Below are 25,667 nucleotides of genomic sequence, written 5' to 3' on the forward strand. Positions count from 1 at the left end.
CTGGGCCATCATAAGTTCCGTGTCCGGTCATGACATCTCGTTGTTACATGGGAGCTTTCCTGTCTCCATGCAGGTCATTGCCGGTTTTGCGCTCGTCATCGCGGTAGGAATGCGTACACGTCGATGGTTTGGGCGCTGGCTGCCGGTAGCTGTGGGTATCGGCGTCGCGCTCGCGGCGTGGGCCTACTGGTACATCCATTCCGAGGGCTGGGCCGACAGAGGCAATCCGGCTCCGCTCATGCTGTGGGTGTGGATCGCGCTCACCGGCGTCGCCGCCACGGTCCTGGTGGTGGGTTGGCGCACCGCGCGCTGGTGGCGCCGCGCGATCGCACTGACCGCGGTTCCACTCGCAGTCCTTTCCGGTTCGTTGATGCTGAACCAGTGGGTCGGCTATGTGCGCAGCATTCAATCCGGGTGGGCGCAATTGACCGCCGGCCCGCTGCCCAACCAGGCCGACATGGCCACGGTGACGGCCGCACGCGAGGAGCGTCGCGGACCGACCATGACCAAGGGCAAGCTGGTGCCGGTGGATATCCCGGCCGACGCCAGTGGGTTTCGTCACCGCAAGGAGATCGTCTATCTCCCTCCGGCCTGGTTCGATTCCACCCGCACCGAGCTGCCGACGATCATGATGATCGGCGGCGAGTTCAACACCCCCAGTGACTGGATCCGCAGCGGGAACGCGGTCGAGGTGGCCGATGCCTTCGCCAGTCAGCACGGCGGCAATGCGCCGGTCATGGTGTTCGTCGATGCGGGCGGCTCGTTCAACAACGACACCGAATGCGTGAACGGTCCGCGCGGCAACTCCGCCGATCACCTGACCAAGGATGTCGTGCCATTCATGGTGTCGCGTTTCGGCGTCAGCCCGCGGCCGCAGAACTGGGGCGTGGTGGGCTGGTCGATGGGCGGAACCTGCGCGGTGACGCTGGCCGCCAAACACCCCGAGTTGTTCAGCACGTTCGAGGACATCGCCGGCGATATGTCACCCAACACCGGCAACAAGGCGCAGACGATCGCACGTCTCTTCGGCGGCGACGCCGGGGCGTGGGAGCAGTTCGATCCGGCCACGGTGATGGCCCGGCATGGACGGTATGCGAACACCGCGGGCTGGTTCGACGTCAACGGTCTGCACCATGGCGGGTCCGGAGCGATCACCGGTGCGGGCCCCGCGCCGGGTGCCGCGGCATCCGTGCCGCTGAGCGATCAGGACCGGGCCGCGCACAGGCTGTGCGAGCTCGGTGCCGCACAAGGAATCTCGTGCACGGTGCAGCACAAGCCCGGTGAACACAAATGGTCGTTCGCGCAAACCGCCTTCACCTCGGCGTTCCCATGGATGGCCGGGCGGATCGGCACACCCACCGTGCCCGAAGCCCCCCTGCCTCGTTAGCGGTGCGGAGTAACCTCGGTCGGTATGTCCGATACGCCTGATCCGGGATACTCCGACAGCGGTGTGCCGACCTTCGAGTCGGTGCGCGAGAAGATCGAAACCCGCTCCGGTACGGCCGCGGGGTCGGCTGAGCTGGATGCCGAAAGCGATGAGGGGCGCCGGCGGGAAGAACAGTTCGAGGCCAGGGAACGTGCGGCCGCGGAGCGGTTGGCGGAAATCCGTCAGTCGATGCGCGAGGAAGCTAGCCCGCAGCAGCCCGACGGGCAATCGCCTGCTCACGGATGAGGCTGCGCCTGACCTTTCCGGAATCCTCGCGCAGCGGTTCGGTGACGAATTCGATGGTGCGCGGGACCTTGTAGCGGACGATCTGGTCGAGTAGGTAGTCGCGCAGCTGATCCTCGGTGACATTGTGTTCGGCGTGCACCACCGCGTGCACACTCTGTCCGAGATCATCGTCGGGCAGGCCGACCACGACACTGTCGACAACGCCGGGGTATCCGTTCATGACGGATTCCACTTCTGCCGGAAACACATTCGCGCCGCCCGTCACGATCAGGTCGGTGCGGCGATCGCTCATGTAGAGGTAGCCGTCGTCATCCAGCCAACCGAGATCACCGATGGATTCCCAGGTTCCGACGCGCTTGATCTCGGCGCCGAGGTATTTGTAGGGCTTGGGCATGCCCTCCCAGGGGCGCATGAAGATCTCGCCCACTTCACCGGAAGGCAACGGGTTGCCTTCCTCGTCGAGGATCGCCAGTTCGCCCAGTGCCGGTTTACCGACGGACCCGCGGTGGGCCAACCATTCCTGCCCGGTGATGATGGTCCCGCCGATGGCCTCGGTGCCGGCATACAGTTCCCAGATCACATCCGGGCCGAGTAGATCGATCCACGCCTGCTTCAACCACACCGGACACGGGGCGGCCATATGCCACAACACCCGGATGGTGGACAGGTCGAACCGTCCCGGATGCTGGCGGACCTCACGCAGGATGCGCGACATCATGGTGGGCACCACCTGCAACCAGGTGACCTTGTGCTTGTCGATCAGCTCGAGCGCCTCAAGGGCGTCGAATTTCGGCTGCACGATCAGATGGTGCCCCAGGAGCAGGCCGTACGACGAAAACATCAGCGGCGCATTGTGATACAGCGGACCGGCGACGAGTTGGGCATCGCCGGGCTGCATGCCCATGATCTCGCCGGCCGCCGGACCGGTGATGGCTGCGGGGCTGGGCGCGAGGATGATCTTGGGCCGACCGGTGCTGCCGCCCGAGGTGGGAGCCTTCCATGCGGGCGACACCACCTCGGGTAACGGCCCGGCGGCAAGGTCGTCGGCCGTGGGTTCGAAACCTGCTGGGACACACACCCGATCCGGATGATCGACCGGGTCTACCCCGACCACCAGGGTCGAGTCGGCGAGCTCGACGATTGCGCGACGCTCGGCCAGCGGCAGCCGCCACGACACCGGCTGCGGGGTGGCGCCGAGCTTCCACACCGCGATCTGAGCCGCGAAGAACTCCACCGAGTTGGGCAACCCGATGGTCACGAGGTCACCCTGCCGTACGCCGAGACGCTGGTACGCGTGTGCCAAAGCGGTGGCGCGGCGCTCCAGCTCAGCCCGGGTAACCGACTCGGTACCGCAGGTGACGGCGGACGCGTCCGGTTCTGATTCCGCAAGGTTGGCGAGAATGCGAACGAACGGTTCACCAACGGCGGCGTCAGTCATGAATGCCACCCTAGACCGGCGTGACAACCTTCCTGGTCCGCGGTTTGGCGGGCGCCTTTGCCGCGCTCTTTGTCGGTGCCTTCGCCGGGGTCTTGCCGTTCCGAACGGGCTTGGGCAACAGGTCCACCAGGAACTCGCCGGTGTGGCTTCCTGCCGTCCGCGAGACGGCTTCCGGCGCGCCCTGCGCAACCACAGAGCCACCGCCCGATCCCCCTTCGGGGCCCATGTCGATGATCCAGTCCGATGTCTTGATCACGTCGAGGTTGTGCTCGATGACGATGACCGTGTTGCCCTTGTCCACCAGTCCGTTGATGACGGTGAGCAGCTTACGAATGTCCTCGAAATGCAGACCGGTGGTGGGCTCGTCCAGGATGTACACGGTTTTGCCTGTCGACCGCTTCTGCAGTTCGGCGGCCAGCTTGACGCGCTGCGCCTCACCGCCGGAGAGGGTCGGCGCGGGCTGGCCCAGCCGTACGTAACCCAGACCGACCTCGACCAGGGTGTTCAGATACCGATGGATCGAGGTGATGGGCTCGAAGAACTCGGCGGCCTCCTCGATGGGCATGTCGAGTACCTGAGCGATGGTCTTGCCCTTGTAGTGGACCTCGAGCGTTTCCCGGTTGTACCGCGCACCGTGGCACACCTCGCAGGGCACGTACACATCCGGCAGGAAATTCATCTCGATCTTGATGGTGCCGTCGCCCGTGCACGCCTCGCAGCGGCCGCCCTTGACATTGAAGGAGAACCGCCCCGGCTGATAGCCGCGCACCTTGGCCTCGGTGGTCGCCGCGAACAGCGTGCGAATCTTGTCGAAGACGCCGGTATAGGTCGCCGGATTGGAGCGCGGTGTGCGCCCGATCGGCGACTGGTCCACTCGCACCAGCTTGTCGACCTGGTCCAGTCCGGTCACGCGGGTGTGGCGACCGGGCACCTGACGTGCGCCGTTGAGCTTGTTGGCGAGCACAGTGGCGAGGATGTCGTTGACCAGCGTCGACTTGCCCGAGCCCGAAACTCCGGTGACCGAGGTCAGCACTCCGAGGGGGAAGGAGACGTCGATGTCCTTGAGGTTGTGCTCGCGCGCACCCACCACGGTGACCTGCCGTTTGGGGTCGATCGGCCGGCGCATCAACGGCAGCGGAATGCTCTCTGCCCCAGACAGATACGAACCGGTGACGGAGTTCTTGTTTTTCAGGAGTTCGGCGTAGGTGCCGCTGTGCACCACCTGACCGCCGTGCTCGCCCGCGGCAGGGCCGATGTCGACGACCCAGTCGGCATGCCTGATGGTGTCCTCGTCATGCTCGACGACGATCAATGTGTTACCGAGATCCCTGAGCCGCGTGAGTGTTTCGATGAGGCGCCGGTTATCGCGCTGGTGCAGGCCGATCGACGGCTCGTCGAGAACATAGAGCACCCCGACCAGCCCGGAGCCGATCTGAGTCGCCAGCCGGATGCGCTGCGCCTCACCGCCGGACAATGTGCCGGCCGCGCGCGCCAGCGACAAGTACTGCAGGCCGACATCCAGCAGGAATCCCAGCCGGAACTGGACCTCCTTGAGTACCTGACCGGCGATGGCCTGCTCGCGATGACCGAGCGTCAGGGCATTGAGGAACTGTGCGCAGTCGGCGATCGACAGATCGCAGACCTGCGCGATCGATTTGGTGCCGTACTCCCCCGCGGTGAGAGTGACGGAAAGGATTTCCGGCTTCAGGCGGGTGCCATTGCACTCGGGGCAGGGAATGTCCCGCATGAAGCCCTCGTAGCGTTCCTTGGCCCACTCGGACTCGGTCTGCTCCATGCGGCGCTGCAGAAAGGCCAGCACGCCTTCGAATTCGGCGTAGTACGACCGGGTACGGCCGTAACGGTTCTTGTACCTGACGTGAACCTGCTCGGAAGAGCCGTCCAGGATCGCCTTCTTGGCGGCCGCCGGAAGCTTCTTCCACGGGGTGTCCACGTCGAATCCGAGGGCGTCGCCCAGTCCGGCCATGAGCCGCACGAAGTAGTCTGCGTTCTGGCCCATCGACCAGGGCGCGATGGCACCCTCGGCAAGGGTCATGTCCGGATCGGGGACCACCAGGTCGGGATCGACTTCCTTCTTGATGCCCAGACCGGTGCACTCCGGGCAGGCCCCATAAGGCGAGTTGAACGAAAAAGAACGCGGCTCAAGATCATCCACGGCCAGCGGGTGGCCGTTGGGGCACGCGAGTTTCTCGGAGAACCTGCGCTCCCGCTCCGGAGAATCCTCGTCGGCGTCGACGAATTCGAGAACCACGATTCCGTCGGCGAGGCGCAGTGCGGTCTCCACCGAGTCGGTGAGGCGTTGCTTGGAGCTTGCCTTGACCGAGAGACGGTCGATGACCACCTCGATATCGTGCTTCTCCTGCTTCTTGAGCTTGGGAGGTTCGGTGAGCGAATGGACCACGCCATCCACCCGAATACGGCTGTAGCCCTGCGAGTTCAGCTGCTCGAACAGGTCGACGAACTCACCCTTGCGGGTGCGCACCACAGGAGCCAGCACCTGGAATCGCAGGCCTTCCTCCATGTCCAGCACCTGGTCGACGATCTGCTGGGGTGTTTGCTTGGCGATTTTCTCCCCGCACACCGGGCAATGCGGTGTGCCGGCCCGGGCATACAGCAGACGCAGGTAGTCGTAGACCTCGGTGATGGTGCCCACCGTCGACCGGGGGTTACGGTTGGTCGACTTCTGGTCGATCGACACGGCGGGCGAGAGTCCCTCGATGAAGTCGACGTCGGGCTTGTCCATCTGGCCAAGAAACTGGCGCGCGTACGCGGACAGTGACTCGACGTAGCGACGTTGGCCCTCGGCGAAGATGGTGTCGAAGGCCAGGCTCGACTTTCCAGAACCGGACAGGCCCGTAAAGACGATGAGGCTGTCTCGGGGTAGGTCAAGGTCGATACCGCGCAGGTTGTGCTCACGCGCGCCCCGCACGATTAGACGGTCGGCCACCTGTCTCCTTCCACACTGCCCATGCAGGTGTTTTCGCATAGCTCAGCGGCTGTGGTCCCACGCGGAATCCAGCACGACTGAGTCGTCGACTCCATGCTAGGACGAGGCACCGACAACCTTCGCGGCACTGGGGGCCACTACGGTTGCAGCATGACCTCCATCACCATCGACGACGACTACTCCGGCCACATCGAGCCCGGCTCCGGCGTGGCACGTCGCACCGTGGACGGCGCGGCCATCATCAAGGCCTCCGTGGGCCCGATGGACAACAACGCGTACATCGTGACATGCACGAACACCGGCAAGTCGCTGCTGATCGACGCGGCCAACGACGCCGAGCGATTGGCCACCCTGCTGGACGAGAACGCCCCGAACATCGAGCTGATCGTGACCACGCATCAGCATTTCGACCACTGGCAGGCCCTGGAAGCAATCGTCGGAAAGACACAATCCCCCAGCGCCGCACATGATTTGGATGCCGGACCACTGCCGGTCCCGCCGACCACACTGCTGGCCGGAGGCGACAGCTTCGATATCGGTGATCTGCACTTCGACGTGATCCACCTGCGCGGACACACGCCGGGTTCGGTGGCGCTGGCATTCACCGCAGGCGATGTGACCCACCTGTTCACCGGAGACTCGCTGTTTCCCGGTGGCGTCGGGAGGACTTCCGGTCCCGAGGACTTCAATCAGCTGTTGGACGACGTCAGCGACCGGCTGTTCGGCGCGTACCCCGATTCCACGATCGTGTACCCGGGGCACGGTGACGACACCACCCTGGGCGCCGAGCGCGGTTCGCTCGGTGAATGGCGCGAACGAGGCTGGTGAACGGCCCCGTTCGCGCTAGCCGTGTCTAGGTGGTGTGAACAATCAGCACATCGCACTTGGAGCGACGCGCCACATCCGAGGGGACAGACCCCAGCAGGCGCCCGGCGATGGTGTTGAGACCGACATTGCCGACGACCAGCAGGTCGGCCTTGGAATCCACCACCAGGTCCAGCAGCGCGTCCACCGGCGCTCCTTCGATCGAGCGCTCTTCGACGCTCGTGGCACCCGCCGCAGCGGCGCGCTCACGGGCGGTGCGCAGGATGTCGTAGACCGGTGCCTTGCCGGTGACCTTGTACGCGTCCTCTTTGAGTACATCGGCCGAGTGGGGGTTGTTCTCCGGGAAGTACGCGGTCGCGACGATCAGCTTGGCACCGGCGGCGCCCGCGATGGCTCCAGCGCGGTCGACCGCCCGGTACGACGAATCCGATCCGTCAGTACCGACAACGACAGTGCTGTATGCACTCATGAAAGGTCCTCCAGTTCCGTTTGACCAGGCCAGATGAGATTAGCCGGGAAGGGCCCCGGCCATGCGTCATTTGGCCGATTGTGTCGGGCTATGGCCGTGATTTTCCCTTGTCAAGTGCACGCCCAGGTATGGCGTGCGCCTCAATCTGGATATGAGGACGATCACGCACCGTTGGCATAGAGCTTGACGACTTGATAGAGGAACGCCCGTCCGTCGTACAGGGATTTCACCTGGATTCGCTCGTCCAGACCGTGCGCGTGCGTCTCTCCCGGCTGGGCGAATATGCCGCTGAGGCCGTACACGGGAGTCTTGCCGAAGTAGATGGCATCGGTGGCTCCGGTGGACATCGTGGGCACCAACGGCACACCCGGCCACATCGATCCGGCGACGGCCTTGATCGGGTCGACGATTCGCGGCGACAAGGGCGGGACACTCGCGACGTCGGTGCGGAACGCCTTGGCGGGGGTTACCGAGACTTTCGGGTCGTCGACGGCTTTGATGATCGCCTCCTGCACGGCCCCGGCGGAGCCGCCGGGCAGTATTCGGCAGTTCACGTTCGCGGTGGCGCGCTGTGGCAGCGCATTGTTGGCATGCCCGCCTTCGATTTTGGTGGGGACGCAGGTGGTGCGCAGCGTGGCGTTGTAGAGCGGATTGCGGGACAGCACCGCTGCCGCGGCCTGATCGTGCGGGTTGGCGACGATCGCCGACATGGCCTGCCCCACCTCCCCCGGCTGCAGCGGAGCCTGTGCCGTGAAATAGGCCCGGGTGACATCGTTGAGCTGAACCGGGAACGGTGCGGCGGCCAACCGGTTCAAACCCGCGCCAAGCGCATTTATGGCGTTGAACGGTCGGGGCTGGCTGCTGTGTCCGCCCTCGTCGGTAACCTCGAGGGTGAAGTCCTGGTAGATCTTCTGGCCCGCCTGGATCTCGAGCAGGACGGGTTTGTTCTCCTCGTCGAGGTCGCCCCCGGCACCTTCGTTGATGACGAACTCGGCATCGACGAGCTCGGGCCGATTCTGTTGCAGCCACTCGGCGCCGTTGACCTGTCCGCCGCCCTCCTCGCCACAGGTGAGCGCGAGCCTGATCGGGCGTTTCGGCACGAAATTCTCCGCGCGGTACCGGATGAGGTTGTCCACGAAAATGGCGGCCATGGCCTTGTCGTCCTCGGCGCCGCGGGCGTAGAAGTACCCGTTCTCCTCCACGAGCGTGAACGGATCACGTTTCCAGTCCTCACGTTTGGCTTCGACCACGTCGATATGCGCCAAGAGCAGAATGGGTTTGGCAGCGGGCTCGGCCCCGGCGAGTGTCGCGACCAGTCCGCCGTCCTTCGGGTGATCGGGCGGGCTGAACAGCACCACGTCCTTGTCGGCGTACCCAGCGGCCTTGAGGCGATCGGCCATCTTCTGTGCGGCCTCGGTGCAACTCCCCTGTGATGCCGTCGTGTTGGTCTCGATCAGCTCCCGGTACAGGTCTCTGAAGGCGCTACGGTCGTCGTTGTCGGACGGGGTGGTGGTGGCCGGCGCGCTGTGGTTCTGCGTCGTACCGCAGGAAGCCAGCGTGAGTACGGCGGCGGCCAGGACAAGAATCCGGTGCATGGTTCCGTTCATACACCCGTAAGGGTTACACGGGGGCGCTAACCGAGCCCTCCCCTGCCGTATCCGTCACGTCCGTTGTGGGCGGCACACGAAACACTCTGGAGGACACCGCAACACCACAAGCCGTCATCGCGGCGAACCCCAGGAACAGCAGAGGGGCGCCGCGGGTGGAGGATCCGCCGAGATTGACGAGCACACCGGCCACCCCGGCGCCGAAGGCCCCGGCAATCAGCTGCACGGTGCTGATGGCGGCGGCCGCCGTGCTTCCTGCCGGATCTGTGGACACTCCCATCGCCGCGGCCGCCAGATGCGGCCAGGCCATGCCGATGCCGGCACCGGTCACGGTGAAACCGAGCACCCATAGCGCGATCTGGACGGCGCCGGCGCCCTCGTGCTGCATGGTGCCCGCGAGGAGCAGCCCTGCCGCCACCACGAGCGGCGCGAACGCCACCACCCGCATGACGGTCCGCATTTTGGCCGACGCGCTCACCATCTCGCCGGCGGTCCACCCGAATGCCAAGGAGGCGCCGAGGAATCCGGCCGCCACCGGGGCAAGGTGTCCGAGCCGCTGACCGAAGAAGGGGATGAACGTCTCCACCATCGACGCCGCCGCCAGCACCGCGATCGTCAGGTAGATCCACTTCAATGGGTTGCGCGCGAAGACCGCTTTGGGCAGGACCGAGGCGGCGGACCGTCGATCGAGCGTGACGAACAGGACCGTCAGGGCGGCCGCGACGACGATCAACCCCGCCATGGTCGGCAGTTGCGATTGGAGTCCCGCCACCGCCACCAAGCCCGCCGCCAGCGTGATGACCAGCAGCGAGCGCACCGGAACGCGTTGCAGGGGGCTCTGGGAGCTGGTGCTCTCGGCTGCGGAGAGCACGGCGGGAACCATTGCCGCGATGCCGAGGGTGATCGCCGTCAGGGACGCAAATGCCCAACGCCACAGCCCGAATTGAGCGAACAATCCGCCTGCCGCCGGACCCACAAAAGTGCCGACACCCCACATGGCCGAGGTGAGTGCGGAGGCGCGTGTCCATAACCGTTGAGGCAGTGCACTATTGATGACAGCGTAGGCGAGGCCCGCCAGTAGGCCGCCGGCCGCACCCTGCACCGCGCGTCCGGCGAGCATCACCTCTATTCCACGCGCGGTCGCGCACACCAGGGTGCCCACGGCGAATGCGCCGAACGCGATCAGGTACGCACCGCGTGGACCCGCCCAGGTGAGTAGCGGACTGACGACGGTGGCGGCGCTCACCGACGCGATGAGATAGATCGTGGTCACCCAGGCGTAGAGACGTTCTCCGCCGATGTCCGCTACTGCACTCGGCAACAGGCTGGTGGTGAGGTACACGTTGGTGGCGTATAGCGCCACCCCACCGGCGAGCACCGTGATGATGCCGAGCTGTCTGCCTCCCAACAGATCTCGCCAACTGCCCGTCCGCGGTTCCTGCGTCATGCGAACACGGTATGAGCTAAAGTGCACTTTAGATCAAGGAACCGCGACGGCGGGAGGAGGCCCGATGAAGGACAAGGCCGAGCTGCTGCCGATCGGCGAGGTGGCCAGGCGCAGCGGAATCGCGGTGTCCGCCGTGCGCTACTACGCCGATATCGGCCTGATCCCTGCCGAGCGCACCTCCGGCAACGCGCGGGTCTTTCGCCGTCACGCCTTACGCCGTATCTCCCTGATCCGGGTGGCGACCGGATTCGGCATCCCTCTCGCGGAGGTCGCCGACGTACTGGCCAGCCTCCCTGCCGATCGGGCGCCCAGTACCCGTGACTGGCAACGGATCTCCCGGCAATGGCATTCACATCTGGAAGCGCGCAAGAACGCCATCGCCGACATGCAGGACAAGTTGACCGGATGCATCGGCTGTGGATGTCTGTCCATGACGAAATGCATGCTGTTCAACCCCGGTGACGTCCTCGCGGATGACGGCGCCACCGGGGCGCGCCTGCTTGCCGATCCCGGCTGATTACTTCAATCCGGCAGCGTCCATGCCGCGCAATTCTTTTTTGAGATCGGCGATCTCGTCACGGAACCGGGCGGCGAGCTCAAACTGAAGATCACGTGCGGCCGCCATCATCTGCTCGGTCATGTCCTTGATCAGATCGGCCAGTTCGGCTCGAGGCATGCTCTTGGTGTCGCGACCCTCGAAGACGCCGGCACTGACCGCGCGACCTGGCTCGCCCTGAGCGCGCCGGCCGCGACTGGAGTTGCGGCCGGATCCACCCACTGCAACTTCCTCGGTGTCCTCGGCCTCCCGATACACCTGGTCCAGGATGTCGGCGATCTTCTTGCGCAACGGCTGCGGGTCGATCCCGTTCGCCTCGTTGTACGCGATCTGCTTGGCACGTCGCCGATCAGTCTCGTCGATAGCCTCTTTCATCGAATCCGTCATGGTGTCGGCATACATATGCACCTCACCGGACACATTGCGTGCCGCGCGACCGATGGTCTGGATCAGGCTCCTGCTGGAGCGCAGGAAGCCTTCCTTGTCGGCGTCCAGAATGGCCACCAGTGACACCTCGGGTAGATCCAGGCCTTCGCGCAGCAAGTTGATGCCCACCAGGACGTCGTACTCGCCGAGCCGCAGCTGCCGCAGCAGCTCCACCCGTCGGAGGGTATCGACCTCCGAATGGAGATAACGCACCCGGATACCCATCTCGAGCAGGTAGTCGGTGAGATCCTCGGCCATCTTCTTGGTCAGCGTCGTCACCAGCACACGCTCGTCGGCGTCGGTGCGCTGTCGGATCGAGGCGATGAGATCGTCGATCTGCCCCTTGGTGGGTTTGACGACGACTTTCGGGTCGACCAGACCGGTGGGCCGGATGACCTGCTCCACGAACTCGCCGCCGGCGGCACTGCGTTCATAGTTGCCTGGGGTTGCGGACAGGTACACCGTCTGGCCGATGCGTGAGGCGAACTCCTCCCAGGTGAGCGGCCGGTTGTCGACGGCGGACGGCAGCCGGAACCCGAAGTCCACCAGATTGCGCTTGCGCGACATGTCACCCTCGTACATGGCACCGATCTGCGGAACCGTCACATGGGATTCGTCGATCACCAGCAGAAAGTCGTCCGGGAAGTAGTCCAACAGGGTGGCGGGTGGCGTGCCGGCGCCGCGACCGTCGATATGCCGCGAATAGTTCTCGATGCCTGAGCAGAAGCCCACATTGCGCATCATCTCGATGTCGTAGTTGGTCCGCATCCTCAGCCGTTGCGCCTCCAGGAGCTTGCCCTGGCCCTCCAATTCAGATAGGCGTTCCTCGAGCTCCTGCTCGACACCCTCGAGTGCCTTCGCCATCCGATCCGGCCCTGCGACATAGTGCGTGGCCGGGAAGATCCGCAGCGAATTGGTCTGCCGCACAACATCCCCCGTCAGCGGATGCAGATAGTAGAGCGCCTCGACCTCGTGACCGAAGAACTCGATGCGCACCGCAAGCTCTTCATAGGACGGAATGATCTCGACGGTGTCTCCGCGCACCCGGAAGGTGCCTCGTGTGAACGCCATGTCGTTGCGGTTGTATTGCATGTCGACCAGCAGCCGCAGCAGCGCATCGCGCGGTACTTCCAAACCCACGTCCAACTGCACCGAACGATCCAGGTAGGACTGCGGGGTGCCCAGACCGTAGATGCACGAGACCGACGCCACCACGACGACATCCCGACGCGACAGCAGATTGGACGTCGCGGAGTGCCGCAGGCGCTCCACGTCGTCGTTGATGGAGCTGTCCTTCTCGATGTAGGTATCGGTCTGCGCGATGTATGCTTCCGGCTGGTAGTAGTCGTAGTACGACACGAAGTACTCGACTGCGTTGTGCGGCAACATTTCCCGAAGCTCATTGGCCAATTGCGCGGCCAGCGTCTTGTTGGGTGCCATGACGAGTGTGGGCCGCTGCAGCCGCTCGATGAGCCAGGCGGTGGTGGCCGACTTGCCGGTACCGGTGGCACCCAGCAGCACCACGTCCTTCTCCCCCGCCCGAACCCTGCGTTCGAGTTCGGCGATGGCACCCGGCTGGTCGCCCGCGGGCTCATACTGACTGACGACCTCGAATCGCCCATCGGCACGCAAGACGTCCGTGACCGGGCGGTACTCGGAATGCGCAACGATGGGGTGTTCTGTTGCGAAAGCCATGAGCCCAGAGTAAGCCGATGGTCCGACAATCACTCAAGACGACAGGAAGGCGGTGGGAAACCAGCGTGCACGCGCCCAAACGCGAGATCTTCGACCTCGATGCACTCACCAACACCGACCCGAAGGGCATCGTGCGGTCGGTGGACCGGTACCGGGTGGAGCCGTGGGGGCTGTACATGGCGCGCGCGACGCCCGGCCGCGCACAGTTCCACTACCTGGAATCCTGGCTGCTCCCGACGTTGGGCTTGCGTGCCAATGTCTTCCACTTCAGTCCGGGATTTGAGCGCGATCAGGACTATTACCTGGACGTCGGCGAGTTCGTCTCCGGCGCCTCGCGGTGGGAGGCCACCGACCACTATCTTGACCTCGTGGTGCGTTGCGGACGCGAAACCGAGATGACGGATGTCGACGAATTGCTCGAAGCGCACAAATTGGGTCTCTTATCCACGGCCACAACGGAACTCGCCATACGCCGGGCGGCCACCGCTGTCGACGGACTGGCCGGGCACGGACATGATCTGAACGCCTGGCTCGCCGCGGCCGGAATGCCGCTGACCTGGCGCGACCAGAACGGAGCTGCTCATGCCTGAGACCATTCGCTGGGGAATCATCGGTCCCGGCCGCATCGCCGGCAATGTGGCCCGGGACTTCCCGCTCACGCCGGGAGCCGAGTTGGTGGCCGTCGCCTCCCGTTCTCCGGAGCGTGCCGGGGACTTCGCCGGGGTACACGGAATTCCGCAAGTCTTCGGCTCGTATCGGGAGTTGCTGGCCGCTCCCGATGTGGACGCGGTGTACATCGCCACGCCACATCCCCAGCACCGACGGGTCGCCATCGCGGCTCTCACCGCCGGAAAGGCGATCCTGGTCGAGAAGACCTTCACCGCGACCGTCTCGGGGGCCCAGGAGATCATCGACATCGCAAGGGCCAGGGGCGTTTTTGCCATGGAGGCAATGTGGACGCGATTTCAGCCGGCGATCGTCGCCGCGAAAAAGCTTGTCGACGACGGGGTCATCGGTGAGGTGCGGCAGGTTCAGGCGGATCTCGGGGTGGACCGCCCGTTCGATCCCGAAGATCGGTTGTTCAATCGCGTGCTCGGCGGCGGAGCATTGCTCGACCTCGGCGTTTATGTGGTTTCGCTGGCCCAGTACTTCTTGGGGGATCCCGCGGCGGTGGTGGCTCACGGCTCGTTGTTCCCCACGGGAGTGGACGCCGAAGCCGGCCTGCTGTTGCGGTACGACGACGGACGCAGCGCAACCCTGCTGTGCTCACTTTTGCATCCCACACCCGGTCAGGCGCGCATCTTCGGCACCGAGGGTTGGATCGACATCCTCCCCCGCTTCCATCATCCGCGCGAGATCGTGTTGCACCGCAAGGGATCTGATCCCGAACCGATAGTACGTCCGCCCGTCGGCGGCGGGTACAGTCACGAACTCGCGGAGGTCACCCGGTGCCTGCTGGAGGGCAGAGCGCAGAGCGCGGTGATGCCGCTGGCCGACACGTTGGCGGTGCAACGGGTACTCAACACGGCCTGCGAACAACTCGGGGTTGATCACACCGAAGACCCCGCTGACCTGGACTGATCGCGTTGCCGCCGTCTCCCGGGCCCCGGTAGGATGCCGATATGCGCGCCTTCCTCCGAGGACTGGGCGCTGGCGGGACGGCGGCGGTAACCCTGGCTCTCCTGGCAGCACCAGCCTCCGCAGCCGAGCTGCACAACATCAGCTACATCGCCCGTGTCGATGGGCTCGGCCGTGGTATCTCCGTGACGTTCAAGACCGATCCGGTGGACCGGCGGACCGAACAACCTCGTTTGGGGCCCGGCGAGACCTGGGAGGTCAACCTGGTGATGGACGACCCGCAGCAGGCGGGGATGACCGTGCGGGTGCTGCCTCCCTACGGTGTCGGATTGCACTGTGAAGTGCAGGTCGACGACGTGGTTGTCGACTCGCAGGACCTGACGGTGCCACCCGCGCTGGGCATCTTCAACGGACCCGTCAACGACAGCGTCACCTGTGGTCACTTCAACTCGTAAGCACGAGTCAAATTAGTCACTTCTGTACCCCGGACCTGCACAAAAACCGCTACAATGGCGCCATGCGCCTGAACTCCATTCGTCGTCCCATTCGCAGTGCGGGAATTGCGATAGTCGCCGCGGGAATTGCCGCGAGCACAATCCCCGCGATTGCCTCCGCCGACTCGACCGATGACTATCCAATTCCCCGGCGAATGCTGAAGACCACGTGTACTGCCGAGCAGTATCTGGCAGCGGTTCGCGATTATGACCCGATCTACTACACGCGGTACATGATCGATAAGAACAACAAGCCCGATTATGTGCAGCAGGCGACAATCGACCGGATTCACGAGTTCTTCGCAAAGGACTACGCCGGCCGCCGCGCGGAGTCCGAGGTTTTCGCGGTGAACTACCCGCCGGAGGCACTGACGTCGCAGTGGCCCAACTGGGGCAAGATCTTCTTCAACAACAAGGGTGTCGTCGCCAAGGGCACCGAGAACTGCAGCAAGTACCCGTCCGACATGTCGGTCTGGGACGGCCCCTAACCAAGCGCATAGAAAACGCCCCGCGGTGATCGCACCGTGGGGCGTTTTTTCTATTCCGGACAGGACCCCGGCGCACCGATTCCCCAACAACGAGTTCGGCCCCCATGCCATAAGCACGGGGGCCGAACTGCACTAGCCGTTAGACCTGCGGTCGTGGAAACTCCGTGGTGACCGGGTCGTCATGTCCGGGACCGACATTCGGTCCAACGGGCACGGGTGCCGGTGGTGGCGGAACCTGCTCGACCGGCACCGGAGGCGGCGGAGGATCCGTCGCGTACTTGCTCACCTTCATGGGCCACCAGAACCACCGGCCCATGAGAGCGGCGATCGCCGGTGTCATGAATGCCCGGATGATGAAGGTGTCGAAGAGCAGCCCGAGGCAGATCGCCGACCCGGACTGTCCGATGGCGATCAGATCGCTGGTGATCATCGATCCCATGGTGAACGCGAACACCAGACCGGCCTGGGTGGCGACGCTTCCGGATCCACCCACACCGCGCAGGATCGCCGTGTTCAGGCCGCCGTGGAGTTCTTCCTTGAATCTGGATACCAATAGCAGGTTGTAGTCCGATCCGACCGCCAACAAGATGATGACGGTGAACGGCAGCACGAACCAGTGCAGCTGCAGGCCGAGGATGTGCTCCCACAGCAGCACCGACAGACCGAACGACGCGCCCAGCGATATCGCGATGGTGCCGACAATCGTGAAGGCCGCCACGATACTTCGCGTGATCACCAGCATGATCACGAAGATCAGGCACAGCGACGCGATGACCGCGATCATCAAGTCGTACTTCACCATTTCGCCGATGTCGTGGTAGGTCGGAGCGGTACCGCCGAGGTAAAGCTTGGCTTCGTCCAGTGGCGTGCCCTTGATCGCATTCTTGGCGGCCTTGAGTTCGACCTCCGTGTTGGCCAGTGACTCATTACTGGCGTAGTCACCCTCGTGCGTGATGATGAACTGCGCGGCCTTGCCGTCCGGCGACATCATCAGCTTGACGCCCTTCTTGAAGTCTTCGTTGTCGAAGGCTTCCGGCGGCAGGTAGAAGAAGTCGTCGTTCTTCGCCTCGTCGAACGCCTGACCCATCACCGTTGCGGTGTCGGTCATGCGATCCATCTGGGTGATCATGCCGTTCATCGTGCTGTACATGGTCAGCATGGTGTTTCGCATGTTCTTGGTGATGGCGATCATCGGTGGCAACTGCTCCACCATCTGCGGCATCAGCTTGTCCATATTGGTCACATCCGCGAGCAACCCCTGCATGCTCTCGGTGAGCTTGTCGATGCCATCGATGGTGTCGAATAGCGAGCGCATGGACCAGCACATCGGAATATCGAAGCAGTGCTTTTCCCAATAGAAGTAGTTGCGCAACGGCCGGAATTGATCATCGAAATTCGCAATGTTGTCGCGCATTTCATTGGCCACTGCCAACATATCCGGAGTAGTGACGGTAGCCATATGGTGCGTTACGCCGACGAGCTCCTTCATGATGCTGTACATGCGTTCCATGATCGCGATCATCGAACCCATATCGTCGGCCATCTTCAACATGTCCGACATGCTGTTCTTCAGGTAATTCATGTTCTCGGTCATGGATACCGATTGCATGCTCACCTGGAATGGCACCGAGCTGTGGTCGATGGGAGCACCCATCGGCCGGGTCATGCTCTGCACCTTGTTGATGCCCTCGACGCGGAACACGTTCTTCGCGATCCGGTCCAGCACCAACATGTTGGCCGGGGTGCGCAGATCCTTGTCTGCCTCGACGATCAGGATGTCCGGGTTCATTCTCGCCTTGGAGAAGTGGCGGTCGGATGCCTGGAAGCCCTGGATCGACGGCAAGCTGCCCGGGATGTAGTACCGGTCGTTGTAGTTGACCGTGTACGACGGCAGGATTCCCAGGCCCAGCAGCGCGATGATCATGGTGACGGCCAGGATCGGTCCGGGCCAGCGCACGATGGCGGTACCGACCTTGCGCCAGGTCCGGTTCTTGATGGTGCGCTTGGACTCCAGCAAGCCGAACTTCGTCGCGACCAGCAGCACCGCAGGCCCGATGGTCAGCGATGCGGCCACCACGACCAGCATGCCGATCGCGCACGGCACACCCAAGGACTCGAAGTACGGCAGACGGGTGAACTTCAAGCAGAACGTCGCGCCGGCGATGGTCAAGCCCGAACCCAGGATCACGTGCGAGACACTGTGATACGTCAGGTAGAAGGATTCGAGACGCTCCTTACCCTCCGCTCTCAACTCTTGATATCGCCCGATCAAGAAGATCGCGTAGTCGGTACCGGCCGCGATGGCCAACGACGTCAGCAGGTTCACCGCAAATGTCGACAACCCGATGATTTCGGCGTTACCGAGGATGGCGACCACACCACGGGCGGCACCCAGTTCCACGAACACCATGAACAGGATGAGCAGCACCGTCGTTATCGACCGATAGATGAACAACAGCATGATCGTGATGACGATGAAGGTGATGCCCGTCATCTTGAGCATGCTCTTGTCGCCGGCGTCGTTCATGTCCATCGTCAGCGCGGCCTGCCCGGTGACGAAGACCTTGAGGCCGTCCGGATATGTGTTGTTCTTCTTTGTCTCGTCGATGAGCTTGGCGACGAGATCCTGGACCGCGGTGACGGACTCCTTGCCTTCCGTCGTGCCCTGGTCGCCCCGCAGGTTCAGCTGAACGTAGGCGGCCTTCTCGTCGACGCTCTGCGCGCCACCGGCGGTGATGCGATCGCCCCAGAAGTCCTGGGCGTATTCGACGTGTTTGGTGTCGGCGCGCAGCCGCTTGACCAGCTCGCGGTAGAAGGTGTGCGCCTTGTCGTTCATATCGGTGGAGAACTTGGTATCGCTCTCCAGCAGCACCATGACCATGCTGTCGGAGTTGAACTGCTGGAACAGTTCTCCTTGACGCTTGATCGCCTGGTATGACGGCGCGTCCTTGGACGCCAACGACACCGAGTGCTCTTTGCCGACCTCTTCGAGCTGAGGCACCACCACGTTGACGATCACGGTCAGCACCAGCCAAGCGAGAATGATCGGCACTGAGAACGTGTGGATGAAACGCGCTATGCGCGAAGGCTTTTGGGTTGCGCCGTGAGTAGGAGCGCTATGTGTACTCATGCAGATTTCACCATGCAGAAGACTTGGGCGTTGTGGTTGGACGCGTTTTGTTCGTCCTTGACTTCACCGTTGGACAGGATGCGGCAGCCGATTTCGTCGCTGTCCCCCATCGCGACGACATTGGCGAAAACGGACGTCATGGTCGTCGTGATGGTCAGCTTCCACGGCAGCGTGGTGAACACGGCACGCTGCGGCTGGGCCTTGTCATCGAGGTAGTTGACCTCGCCCTTTGTCCCCGCGGGACCGAAGATTTCATAGACGATGTCTTTCGGGATGATGTTCTTGGAATCATCCTTGATGCCAATCGCCGAATTGATGCTCGTCGAGCCGAACACCCCGTGAAGCCGATAGACGCCGAAGGCAGCGGCCGCGATGACCACCACAACGACGAGCGGGATCCATACCCGCGTCAATATCTTGAAAATCGTCCGATCCCCTTCACCCGTGTGGCCCGGGGGCCAACAACTCGACTCTGCTTATCGCGCCCCGGCCCAAACGCCGGCGCGATTCGCGCGCAAATAGTTACCAGCTAGTACGACACCGTGTTGTTTTTGCGGAGTCAGTGAGGTCAGGGGGCGTCCGGTCACATCGTCGGTTCATCCCACTTGGCTCCGCTCATGCTGATTTCTCAGTAATTCGTAAGGGATACTACATACGTTTGTCAGGGAACTGTACATGTGTCGTCAGTCACAACTTGCCCGTTTCGTCCCCTGGGCACCCGCAACAGCCTAGTTAGCTACAAGCAAAAGTCAACAACCGATGACACGGTTCTATTCCCCGCTTCTTTTCCTATATGTAACGAAAGGGCCTGCTCGCACATTCGAGTTGGTGTCTGGCCTGAGAATCGCAGCAGCTAACGGACCTACCCACTATTTGCCATCGCTACCTTTGGAGCGACCGCCCGTGACGCCTTTCGGCGCTTGGTGCGGGTCCGATGTGCGTGCGCGTCGCGACGCGCAATGGTGACCGATAACAACAAGCGCCACCGGGCGTGTCGTTGGTCACGAATGGCTGCAGCTCGGTGAGCAACGCCCCTGGGTGCGCATGAAAGCGGTCGCCGGCTGGCCAATCAGCAAACATTTTCAGATGACCGTGGGTCGTTTTGGAGTCCGCGATCGAATCGCCCCAATGCGTCTCAGCCGAGTTTCGCGTCGCGGCTGCGAGTACGGAACACCTCGCATATTACGAAGGGATCTTGAACGGCGCCCAGCTACGCATGCCGCTTCTCGAGGAGAGCGGAATGCGTTCAGGTGGACACGTGACGGAGTCAGACCGAAGGTCTTGGGAACTCCGTCGTCGCGGGGTCGGCGCCGTCGCCTGTGCCCACGGGCACGGGCTGTGCCGCGGCAGGTGTCTTGGGCGGCGGCAGCGGTCGCGTCCGCACGTTCAGCGGCCACCAGAACCACCGGCCGAGGATGGTCGCGATGGCAGGTGTCATGAACGACCGCACGATGAGCGTGTCGAACAGCAGTCCCAACGCGATTGTCGTACCGACCTGGCCGATGATGCGCAGATCGCTGACCACCATGACGGCCATCGTGAAGGCGAAGACCAGTCCCGCAGAGGTCACGACGCTGCCGGTACCACCCATCGAGCGGATGATGCCGGTCTTGAGGCCCCCGTGCAGCTCTTCCTTGAGTCGCGACACCAACAGCAGGTTGTAGTCGGAGCCCACGGCAAGCAGCACGATGATGGCCATCTGCATGACGAGCCAGTGCAATTCGATGCCGAATATGTACTGCCAGATGATGACCGACAGACCGAACGATGCACCCAGCGATAGCGCAACCGTGCCCACGATGACGAGCGAGGCCACGAAGCTTCGTGTGATGAGCAGCATGATCAGGAAGATCAGGCACAGGGCGGAGATACCGGCGATCATCAGGTCGTAGCGGGCACCGTCGGACATGTCCTTGAACACGGCCGCGGTACCACCGAGCTCGATCTTGGCGTCCTCCAGCGGCGTGCCCTTGACGGCCTCGATAGCGGCCTGCTTGATCGGTTCGACGTGCGACAGGCCTTCCGGCGTCGCGGGATCCCCTCGATGGGAGATGATCATCCGGACGGCCTTGCCGTCGGGTGACAGGAACGATTTCATTCCGCGTTTGAAGTCTGCGTTGTCGAAGATCTCCGGCGGCAGATAGAACGAGTCGTCGTTCTTCGCGGCATCGAACGCCTTACCCATGGCGGTCGAGTTCTGGCTCATCTCGTCCATTTGGTTGTAGAAGCCGGACATGGTGCTGTGCTGCGTCAGCATCATCTTCTGCATGTCTTCCATGATCGGGACCATGGCCGACATATCCGACACCATCTTGGGCATCAGCTGATCCATCCGCTCCATGTTGACGACCATGCCGTCCATGGTTTCGGTCATTTCGTCGATCTTGTCGAGGGTGTCGAAGATCGAGCGCATCGCCTGACACATCGGGATGTCGAAGCAGTGCTTCTCCCAATACAGGTAGTTGCGAATCGGACGGAACCAGTCGTCGAAGTTCGAGATGCTGTCCCGCATCTCGTGGATGGTGCCCTGCAGGGTGTGCATGTCACCGACGAGTGAGTGCGTGATGCCCGCCATCGTGGTCATGTTGGCCAGGGTCCGCTTCATGATGACGACGTTCTCGCCCATCTTGTCGGCCTGGACCTTCATATCGGCCATGCGGTCCTTCATCAGCTTCATGTTCTGCAGCTGGCCCACGCTCTGCATGCTGATGAGGAACGGGATCGAACTGTGCTCGATCGGAGTGCCCTGCGGACGGGTGATCGCCTGTACGCGTGCGATTCCCGGAACGCGGAAGACGGCCTTGGCGACCTTGTCGATCACCAGGAAGTCCGCCGAGTTCCGCATGTCGTGATCGGACTCGATGAGAAGCATCTCCGGGTTCATACGAGCCTGGGAGAAGTGGCGGTCGGCGGCCTGGAAGCCGGCGTTGGCCGGGATGTCCTTGGGGATGTACTTTTTGTCGTCGTAGCTGGTCCGGTAGCCCGGCAGGGCGGCCAGGCCGATGATCGCGATCGACAGCGCGGCGGCCAGTACCGGACCGGGCCAACGCACGATGGTGGTGCCGATCTTGCGCCAGGTGCGGATGCGCATGGCGCGCTTGGGTTCGAACAATCCGAAGCGGCTGCCAATGGTGATCAGGGCAGGCCCCAATGTGAGCGATACGAGCACGCCCACGAGCAGACCCACAGAGCAGGGCACGCCCAAGGTCTGGAAGTAGGGCATGCGGGTGAAGCTCAGGCAGTACATGGCACCGGCGATGGTCATACCCGAACCCAGGATGACGTGCGCCGTGCCGTGGAACATCTCGTAGTACGCCGCCTCTTTGTCGGAGCCCATCGCTCGGGCTTCCTGGTAGCGGCCGATGAGGAAGATGGCGTAGTCGGTGCCCGCGGCGATGGACAGCATCACCAGCAGGTTCACTGCGAAGGTGGACAGGCCGATGATCTCGGTGTCACCGAGGAAGGCGATCACGCCCCGCGCCGCGCTCAGCTGGATGCCGACCAGCATGAAGACCATGATCACGGTGAAGATCGAACGGTAGAAGAACAGCAGCATCACCACAATGACCAGGAAGGTCAGTCCGGTAATCAGCTGGAGGCTGCCGTCACCGGCGTGGTTCATATCGGTCTGCAAGGCACCCGGTCCGGTGACGTAGACCGTGAGTCCATCGGGCAGCTTGGCGCCGTCCTTGGTCCAGTCGGCTTCGAGTTGTTTGACGATGTTGCGGGCGGCCTCGGTGGACTCGTTGGACAGCGTCTCGCCCATGTTGCCGGCGAGGTTCACCTGAACGTAGGTGGCCTTGCCGTCGGTGCTCTGTGCACCGGCCTCGGTAAGCGGGTCGCCCCAGAAATCCTGAACGTGCTGAACGTGTTTGGTGTCGGCACGCAACCGCGACACCATCTCGTCGTAGAACTTGTGCGAATCGGGCCCCAGACGCTCCAGCCCCTCGAGCACGATCATGACGACGCTGTCGGAGTCGGACTCCTTGAACATCTTGCCCATGTTCTTCATCGCCTGCATGGACGGTGCACTCTGCGGGCTCAGCGAAACGGTGTGCTCCTTGCCCACCTGCTCCAACTGCGGCACAAACGTATTGAGTGCGAAGACAATGGCTAGCCAACCGATGACGATGGGGATCGACAGGCGCCGGATCCATTTGGCCATGAAGGTGGGTTCGGCCAAACGTCCTGTGTGTGACCCGCTCATGCGGACTTCACAAAGCAGTAGACGTAGGCGCTCACCTCGTTGGTATACCTTTCATCTTTTTTCTCGTCATTGGCCGTGATGCGGCAACCCAGCCCGTCGGCATTGCGGGTTTGCGCCAGGATGTTTCCCGTCATCGACGGTGCCGTCGTGACGATCTCGATCGACCACGGCAACACCGCACCGTTGATCTGATGCGGTTCGCCCTCTTTGTCGATGTAGTTGATGTCGGCGACGGTGCCGGGCGGGCCGAAGATCTCGTAGACCACGTGCTTGGGCTTGGAGTTGTTCTTGTCGTCGGTCATGCTGCCGGCGTAGGTGGGTAACTGGTGGGAGCCGAAGATGCCGCGGATCCGCCACACCGCGAAGCCCGCGATGGCCAGGACCAGCACCATCACCACCGGGATCCAAGCCCGCTTGAGAACGCTGAGAATCGTAAAACCCCTTCACCCGTTGGCGTTTCGCAAACCGTCGCCGCCGCTTGCTCGACCCTGGCTCAACTGCTGATCAGATTCCGCACCCGTCCGCCCCACGTGCAGGAGGCGGCGCAGCAATCGCCGCGTGATGGCTGCTTCGAGCCTCTACCGTCCGCGCGAGCCCGCCCGGACATTTCCCGAAGTAAACCATGCCTAAGGTCCGAACAGTCCGCTCCCTTCCAGCGCGTTTCATCAGGATCTTTAACGCATATCACGTGCGTAACGCACGCTACCGGGTGGTTCGCTGCCTCGCAAATCACACGCCGTGCGTTATCCTCGGCAAGTGGCGCAACTGACATTCCAACGCGCCCGCACTGACGAAAAGAAACGTCAGCGGGCCGCAGCGATCGTGGAAGCCGCGCGATCACTGGCTGTGGAATCCGGTGTCACCTCGGTGACGCTGACGGCAGTCGCCAACCGTGCCGGGGTGCACTATTCGGCGGTTCGGCGCTATTTCAGCTCGCACAAAGAAGTGTTGTTACACCTGGCCGCGGAGGGCTGGACGCGATGGTCCGACACGGTGTGCGCCGCCTTGGCCAAGCCCGGCCCCGACTCCCCCGCTCGGGTGGCCGAGTCCCTTGTGCACGGCCTCGTCGACGACCCGCTGTTTTGTGACCTATTGGCCAACCAGCATCTGCACCTGGAACACGAAGTCGACGTGGAACGTGTCGCCGAGGTCAAGCAAGTCAGCAACGTCGCGGTCATGGCGATCGCAGAATCGATCGAACGCGCGCTCCCGGAAATCGGCCGCAAAGGCTCTCTGGATATCCTCGTCGCCGCGTTCTCGCTGGCAGCGATGCTCTGGCAGATCGCACATCCACCCGAGGGGCTGGAGCACGACTACCGCAGCGAGCCGGGGGTACCGTCGGATTGGAGCCTTGACTTCGAGCCGGCATTGACCAGGTTGTTGACAGCGACCTGCATCGGCATCGTCGAGCAACAGCGCTGAATCAGGGCGCCGGCGGCGTCCAGCCGGTGTCGGCGGCCCAGGCCAGTGCCCGCGGGTACGCCCGCGCGAACCACGGTTCCTTAGCTTCCACGTAGGTTCCCGAATCGCCGTCCGCCGCGCGCTCGGCCGCCTGCTTGATCGAGAGGTACTCGGCACGCGCCTGCTGGTCGGCACGCAGCCAATCCCGGAAGATCAGCGCGAATCGCTGACCTGGCCATCCGTCCACCCGCAGATGCACCAGAGCGGCGCGTCCCGGATCGGCGGCTGCGTGGATGCGTTTGCCCCAGGTGGCAGTTTCGGCATCATGCGGATCATCCGCGGTGATACCCGCGATGGGCGGCAGGCCTATGTCTGCCAAGGGATCCGCCAGAGCGTCCGCCACGTCGAGGGATTCGACGGTCACCTGAATGTCTATGACGTCCTTCGCGTCCAGTCCGGGCACCGCCGTGGAACCGACATGGTCGATGCGCAACGCCTTCGAACCGCAGGCCACCGCGAGCCGATTGATAATGCGTTGCGCCTGTACCGGCCATGTCGGATCCGCGGGCACGAGCTGCGGCTGCCAGGGCGCCCGTTGGCGCGTGCGCAGGTTATGCGCATACGGCAGCAACCGGGCGGCCCAGAGATCACGGACGTTCTGCGCGAGTGCGTCCGTGTCACCCGAATTATCCAGCCACACATCGGCAATCGCGCGGCGTTGTTCGTCGGAGGCCTGCGCCGCCACCCGCGAGCGTGCATCCTTTTCATCCATGCCCCGGTGGCTGACGAGCCGGGCCACGCGGGTTTCGATCTCGGCGTGCACCACCAGCACGAGATGATAGAAGGGTGCGAGCGAATTCTCGGTCAGCAGCGGGATATCTTCCACCACAACGGCATCCTCGCCTGCCGAGGCAATCAACTCGGCCCGGCGAGCCCCGACCAACGGGTGCACGATTCCGTTGAGTGTGGCCCGATGGGCGTCATCCTGGAACGCGATGGCCGCCAACGCTGGGCGGTCCAGAGCGCCATCGGGCCGCAGGATCGATTCACCGAAGGCTTCCACGAGTGCGGTCAAGCCGGGTGTACCGGGTTCCACGACTTCGCGTGCGATCACGTCGCTGTCCACGATGAAGGCTCCACATTCCGCCAGGGTCCGTGACACCGTGGACTTTCCCGCGCCGATTCCTCCGGTCAGGCCGATCCGCAACATGCCCGCAGTCTGTCACCCCCGGTACCTAGGCGATGCGTTGGGGGCGTTGCCCTCTCGCC

The 25,667-nt window shown here is 63.3% G+C and carries 20 protein-coding genes; 9 read left to right on the top strand and 11 right to left on the bottom strand.

Going from position 1 to position 25,667, the window contains the following annotated elements:
* Nucleotides 1-10: 10 nt before the first annotated feature.
* Together MYCSP_RS11555 and MYCSP_RS11560 are read left to right on the top strand one after the other, a co-directional pair.
* Complete coding sequence (locus MYCSP_RS11555; protein ID WP_083013379.1) at nucleotides 11-1,387, top strand: alpha/beta hydrolase; 1,377 nt, start codon at nucleotides 11-13, stop codon at nucleotides 1,385-1,387.
* A 24-nt stretch (nucleotides 1,388-1,411) separates the two neighbouring features.
* Nucleotides 1,412-1,672, top strand: coding sequence for a hypothetical protein (locus tag MYCSP_RS11560; protein ID WP_083013281.1), 261 nt, complete (start codon nucleotides 1,412-1,414; stop codon nucleotides 1,670-1,672).
* Here the strand turns inward: MYCSP_RS11560 and MYCSP_RS11565 are convergent.
* Nucleotides 1,629-3,110, bottom strand: coding sequence for an AMP-binding protein (locus MYCSP_RS11565; protein ID WP_083013378.1), 1,482 nt, complete (start codon nucleotides 3,108-3,110; stop codon nucleotides 1,629-1,631). The two genes, MYCSP_RS11560 and MYCSP_RS11565, sit on opposite strands and share 44 nt — an antisense overlap.
* A gap of 10 nt (nucleotides 3,111-3,120) precedes the next feature.
* Nucleotides 3,121-6,075: an excinuclease ABC subunit UvrA gene (gene uvrA, locus MYCSP_RS11570; RefSeq protein ID WP_083013280.1), complete on the bottom strand. Its 2,955-nt coding sequence runs from the start codon at nucleotides 6,073-6,075 to the stop codon at nucleotides 3,121-3,123.
* A 150-nt stretch (nucleotides 6,076-6,225) separates the two neighbouring features.
* On the opposite strand from uvrA, the gene MYCSP_RS11575 reads away from it, so the two are divergent.
* Nucleotides 6,226-6,903 (top strand): MBL fold metallo-hydrolase, encoded by a 678-nt coding sequence (locus tag MYCSP_RS11575; protein WP_070910168.1) that lies wholly within the window; start codon nucleotides 6,226-6,228, stop codon nucleotides 6,901-6,903.
* Nucleotides 6,904-6,928: 25 nt separating this feature from the next.
* On the opposite strand, the gene MYCSP_RS11580 is transcribed toward MYCSP_RS11575, so the two are convergent.
* From MYCSP_RS11580 to MYCSP_RS11590, 3 genes are all read right to left on the bottom strand, one after another.
* Nucleotides 6,929-7,369: a universal stress protein gene (locus tag MYCSP_RS11580; RefSeq protein ID WP_030098068.1), complete on the bottom strand. Its 441-nt coding sequence runs from the start codon at nucleotides 7,367-7,369 to the stop codon at nucleotides 6,929-6,931.
* Between the two features lie 161 nt (nucleotides 7,370-7,530).
* Nucleotides 7,531-8,976, bottom strand: coding sequence for a M20/M25/M40 family metallo-hydrolase (locus MYCSP_RS11585; protein ID WP_088413820.1), 1,446 nt, complete (start codon nucleotides 8,974-8,976; stop codon nucleotides 7,531-7,533).
* Nucleotides 8,977-8,989: 13 nt separating this feature from the next.
* A complete protein-coding gene (locus tag MYCSP_RS11590; protein ID WP_088413821.1) occupies nucleotides 8,990-10,423 on the bottom strand; it encodes an MFS transporter in 1,434 nt (477 codons plus the stop codon).
* A gap of 64 nt (nucleotides 10,424-10,487) precedes the next feature.
* On the opposite strand from MYCSP_RS11590, the gene soxR reads away from it, so the two are divergent.
* Nucleotides 10,488-10,940 carry a redox-sensitive transcriptional activator SoxR gene (gene soxR, locus MYCSP_RS11595; RefSeq protein WP_083013277.1) on the top strand — a complete coding sequence of 151 codons (453 nt, stop codon included), beginning with the start codon at nucleotides 10,488-10,490 and terminating at the stop codon, nucleotides 10,938-10,940.
* Here the strand turns inward: soxR and uvrB are convergent, their stop codons facing one another.
* Nucleotides 10,941-13,100, bottom strand: a complete 2,160-nt coding sequence (uvrB, locus tag MYCSP_RS11600) for an excinuclease ABC subunit UvrB (protein WP_088413822.1) — start codon at nucleotides 13,098-13,100, stop codon at nucleotides 10,941-10,943.
* A 65-nt stretch (nucleotides 13,101-13,165) separates the two neighbouring features.
* Here uvrB and MYCSP_RS11605 point away from each other — a divergent pair, with 65 nt between their 5' ends.
* The 4 genes from MYCSP_RS11605 to MYCSP_RS11620 all read left to right on the top strand — a co-directional run bounded on the left by MYCSP_RS11605 (nucleotide 13,166) and on the right by MYCSP_RS11620 (nucleotide 15,660).
* On the top strand, nucleotides 13,166-13,690 hold the full coding sequence (locus tag MYCSP_RS11605; protein WP_088413823.1) for a DUF402 domain-containing protein: 525 nt from the start codon (nucleotides 13,166-13,168) through the stop codon (nucleotides 13,688-13,690).
* The gene (locus MYCSP_RS11610; RefSeq protein WP_088413824.1) at nucleotides 13,683-14,681 is read left to right on the top strand and encodes a Gfo/Idh/MocA family protein; all 999 of its coding nucleotides are present in this window, start codon (nucleotides 13,683-13,685) and stop codon (nucleotides 14,679-14,681) included. The genes MYCSP_RS11605 and MYCSP_RS11610 overlap by 8 nt, the downstream gene beginning before the upstream one ends.
* 41 nt (nucleotides 14,682-14,722) lie before the next feature.
* Nucleotides 14,723-15,133 (top strand): hypothetical protein, encoded by a 411-nt coding sequence (locus tag MYCSP_RS11615; RefSeq protein WP_088413825.1) that lies wholly within the window; start codon nucleotides 14,723-14,725, stop codon nucleotides 15,131-15,133.
* Between the two features lie 62 nt (nucleotides 15,134-15,195).
* Nucleotides 15,196-15,660 carry a DUF5078 domain-containing protein gene (locus MYCSP_RS11620; RefSeq protein WP_070910175.1) on the top strand — a complete coding sequence of 155 codons (465 nt, stop codon included), beginning with the start codon at nucleotides 15,196-15,198 and terminating at the stop codon, nucleotides 15,658-15,660.
* 139 nt (nucleotides 15,661-15,799) lie between these two features.
* Here MYCSP_RS11620 and MYCSP_RS11625 read toward each other — a convergent pair whose 3' ends face one another.
* The 4 genes from MYCSP_RS11625 to MYCSP_RS11640 form a co-directional block, all read right to left on the bottom strand.
* On the bottom strand, nucleotides 15,800-18,790 hold the full coding sequence (locus tag MYCSP_RS11625; protein WP_088413826.1) for an MMPL/RND family transporter: 2,991 nt from the start codon (nucleotides 18,788-18,790) through the stop codon (nucleotides 15,800-15,802).
* Complete coding sequence (locus MYCSP_RS11630; RefSeq protein WP_083013272.1) at nucleotides 18,787-19,203, bottom strand: MmpS family transport accessory protein; 417 nt, start codon at nucleotides 19,201-19,203, stop codon at nucleotides 18,787-18,789. Before MYCSP_RS11630 ends, MYCSP_RS11625 begins: the two co-directional genes overlap by 4 nt.
* A gap of 854 nt (nucleotides 19,204-20,057) precedes the next feature.
* Nucleotides 20,058-22,997 carry an MMPL/RND family transporter gene (locus tag MYCSP_RS11635; protein ID WP_088413827.1) on the bottom strand — a complete coding sequence of 980 codons (2,940 nt, stop codon included), beginning with the start codon at nucleotides 22,995-22,997 and terminating at the stop codon, nucleotides 20,058-20,060.
* Nucleotides 22,994-23,389 carry an MmpS family transport accessory protein gene (locus tag MYCSP_RS11640; protein WP_207547377.1) on the bottom strand — a complete coding sequence of 132 codons (396 nt, stop codon included), beginning with the start codon at nucleotides 23,387-23,389 and terminating at the stop codon, nucleotides 22,994-22,996. Before MYCSP_RS11640 ends, MYCSP_RS11635 begins: the two co-directional genes overlap by 4 nt.
* A gap of 364 nt (nucleotides 23,390-23,753) precedes the next feature.
* Here MYCSP_RS11640 and MYCSP_RS11645 point away from each other — a divergent pair, with 364 nt between their 5' ends.
* Nucleotides 23,754-24,419, top strand: coding sequence for a TetR/AcrR family transcriptional regulator (locus MYCSP_RS11645; RefSeq protein ID WP_083013270.1), 666 nt, complete (start codon nucleotides 23,754-23,756; stop codon nucleotides 24,417-24,419).
* A gap of 1 nt (nucleotide 24,420) precedes the next feature.
* Here the strand turns inward: MYCSP_RS11645 and coaE are convergent, their stop codons facing one another.
* Nucleotides 24,421-25,608 (bottom strand): dephospho-CoA kinase, encoded by a 1,188-nt coding sequence (gene coaE, locus MYCSP_RS11650; protein ID WP_088413829.1) that lies wholly within the window; start codon nucleotides 25,606-25,608, stop codon nucleotides 24,421-24,423.
* Nucleotides 25,609-25,667: the final 59 nt, after the last annotated feature.

Origin of the sequence: Mycobacteroides saopaulense, assembly GCF_001456355.1 — a bacterium.
In the GTDB taxonomy this organism is placed as follows: Bacteria; Actinomycetota; Actinomycetes; order Mycobacteriales; family Mycobacteriaceae; genus Mycobacterium; species Mycobacterium saopaulense.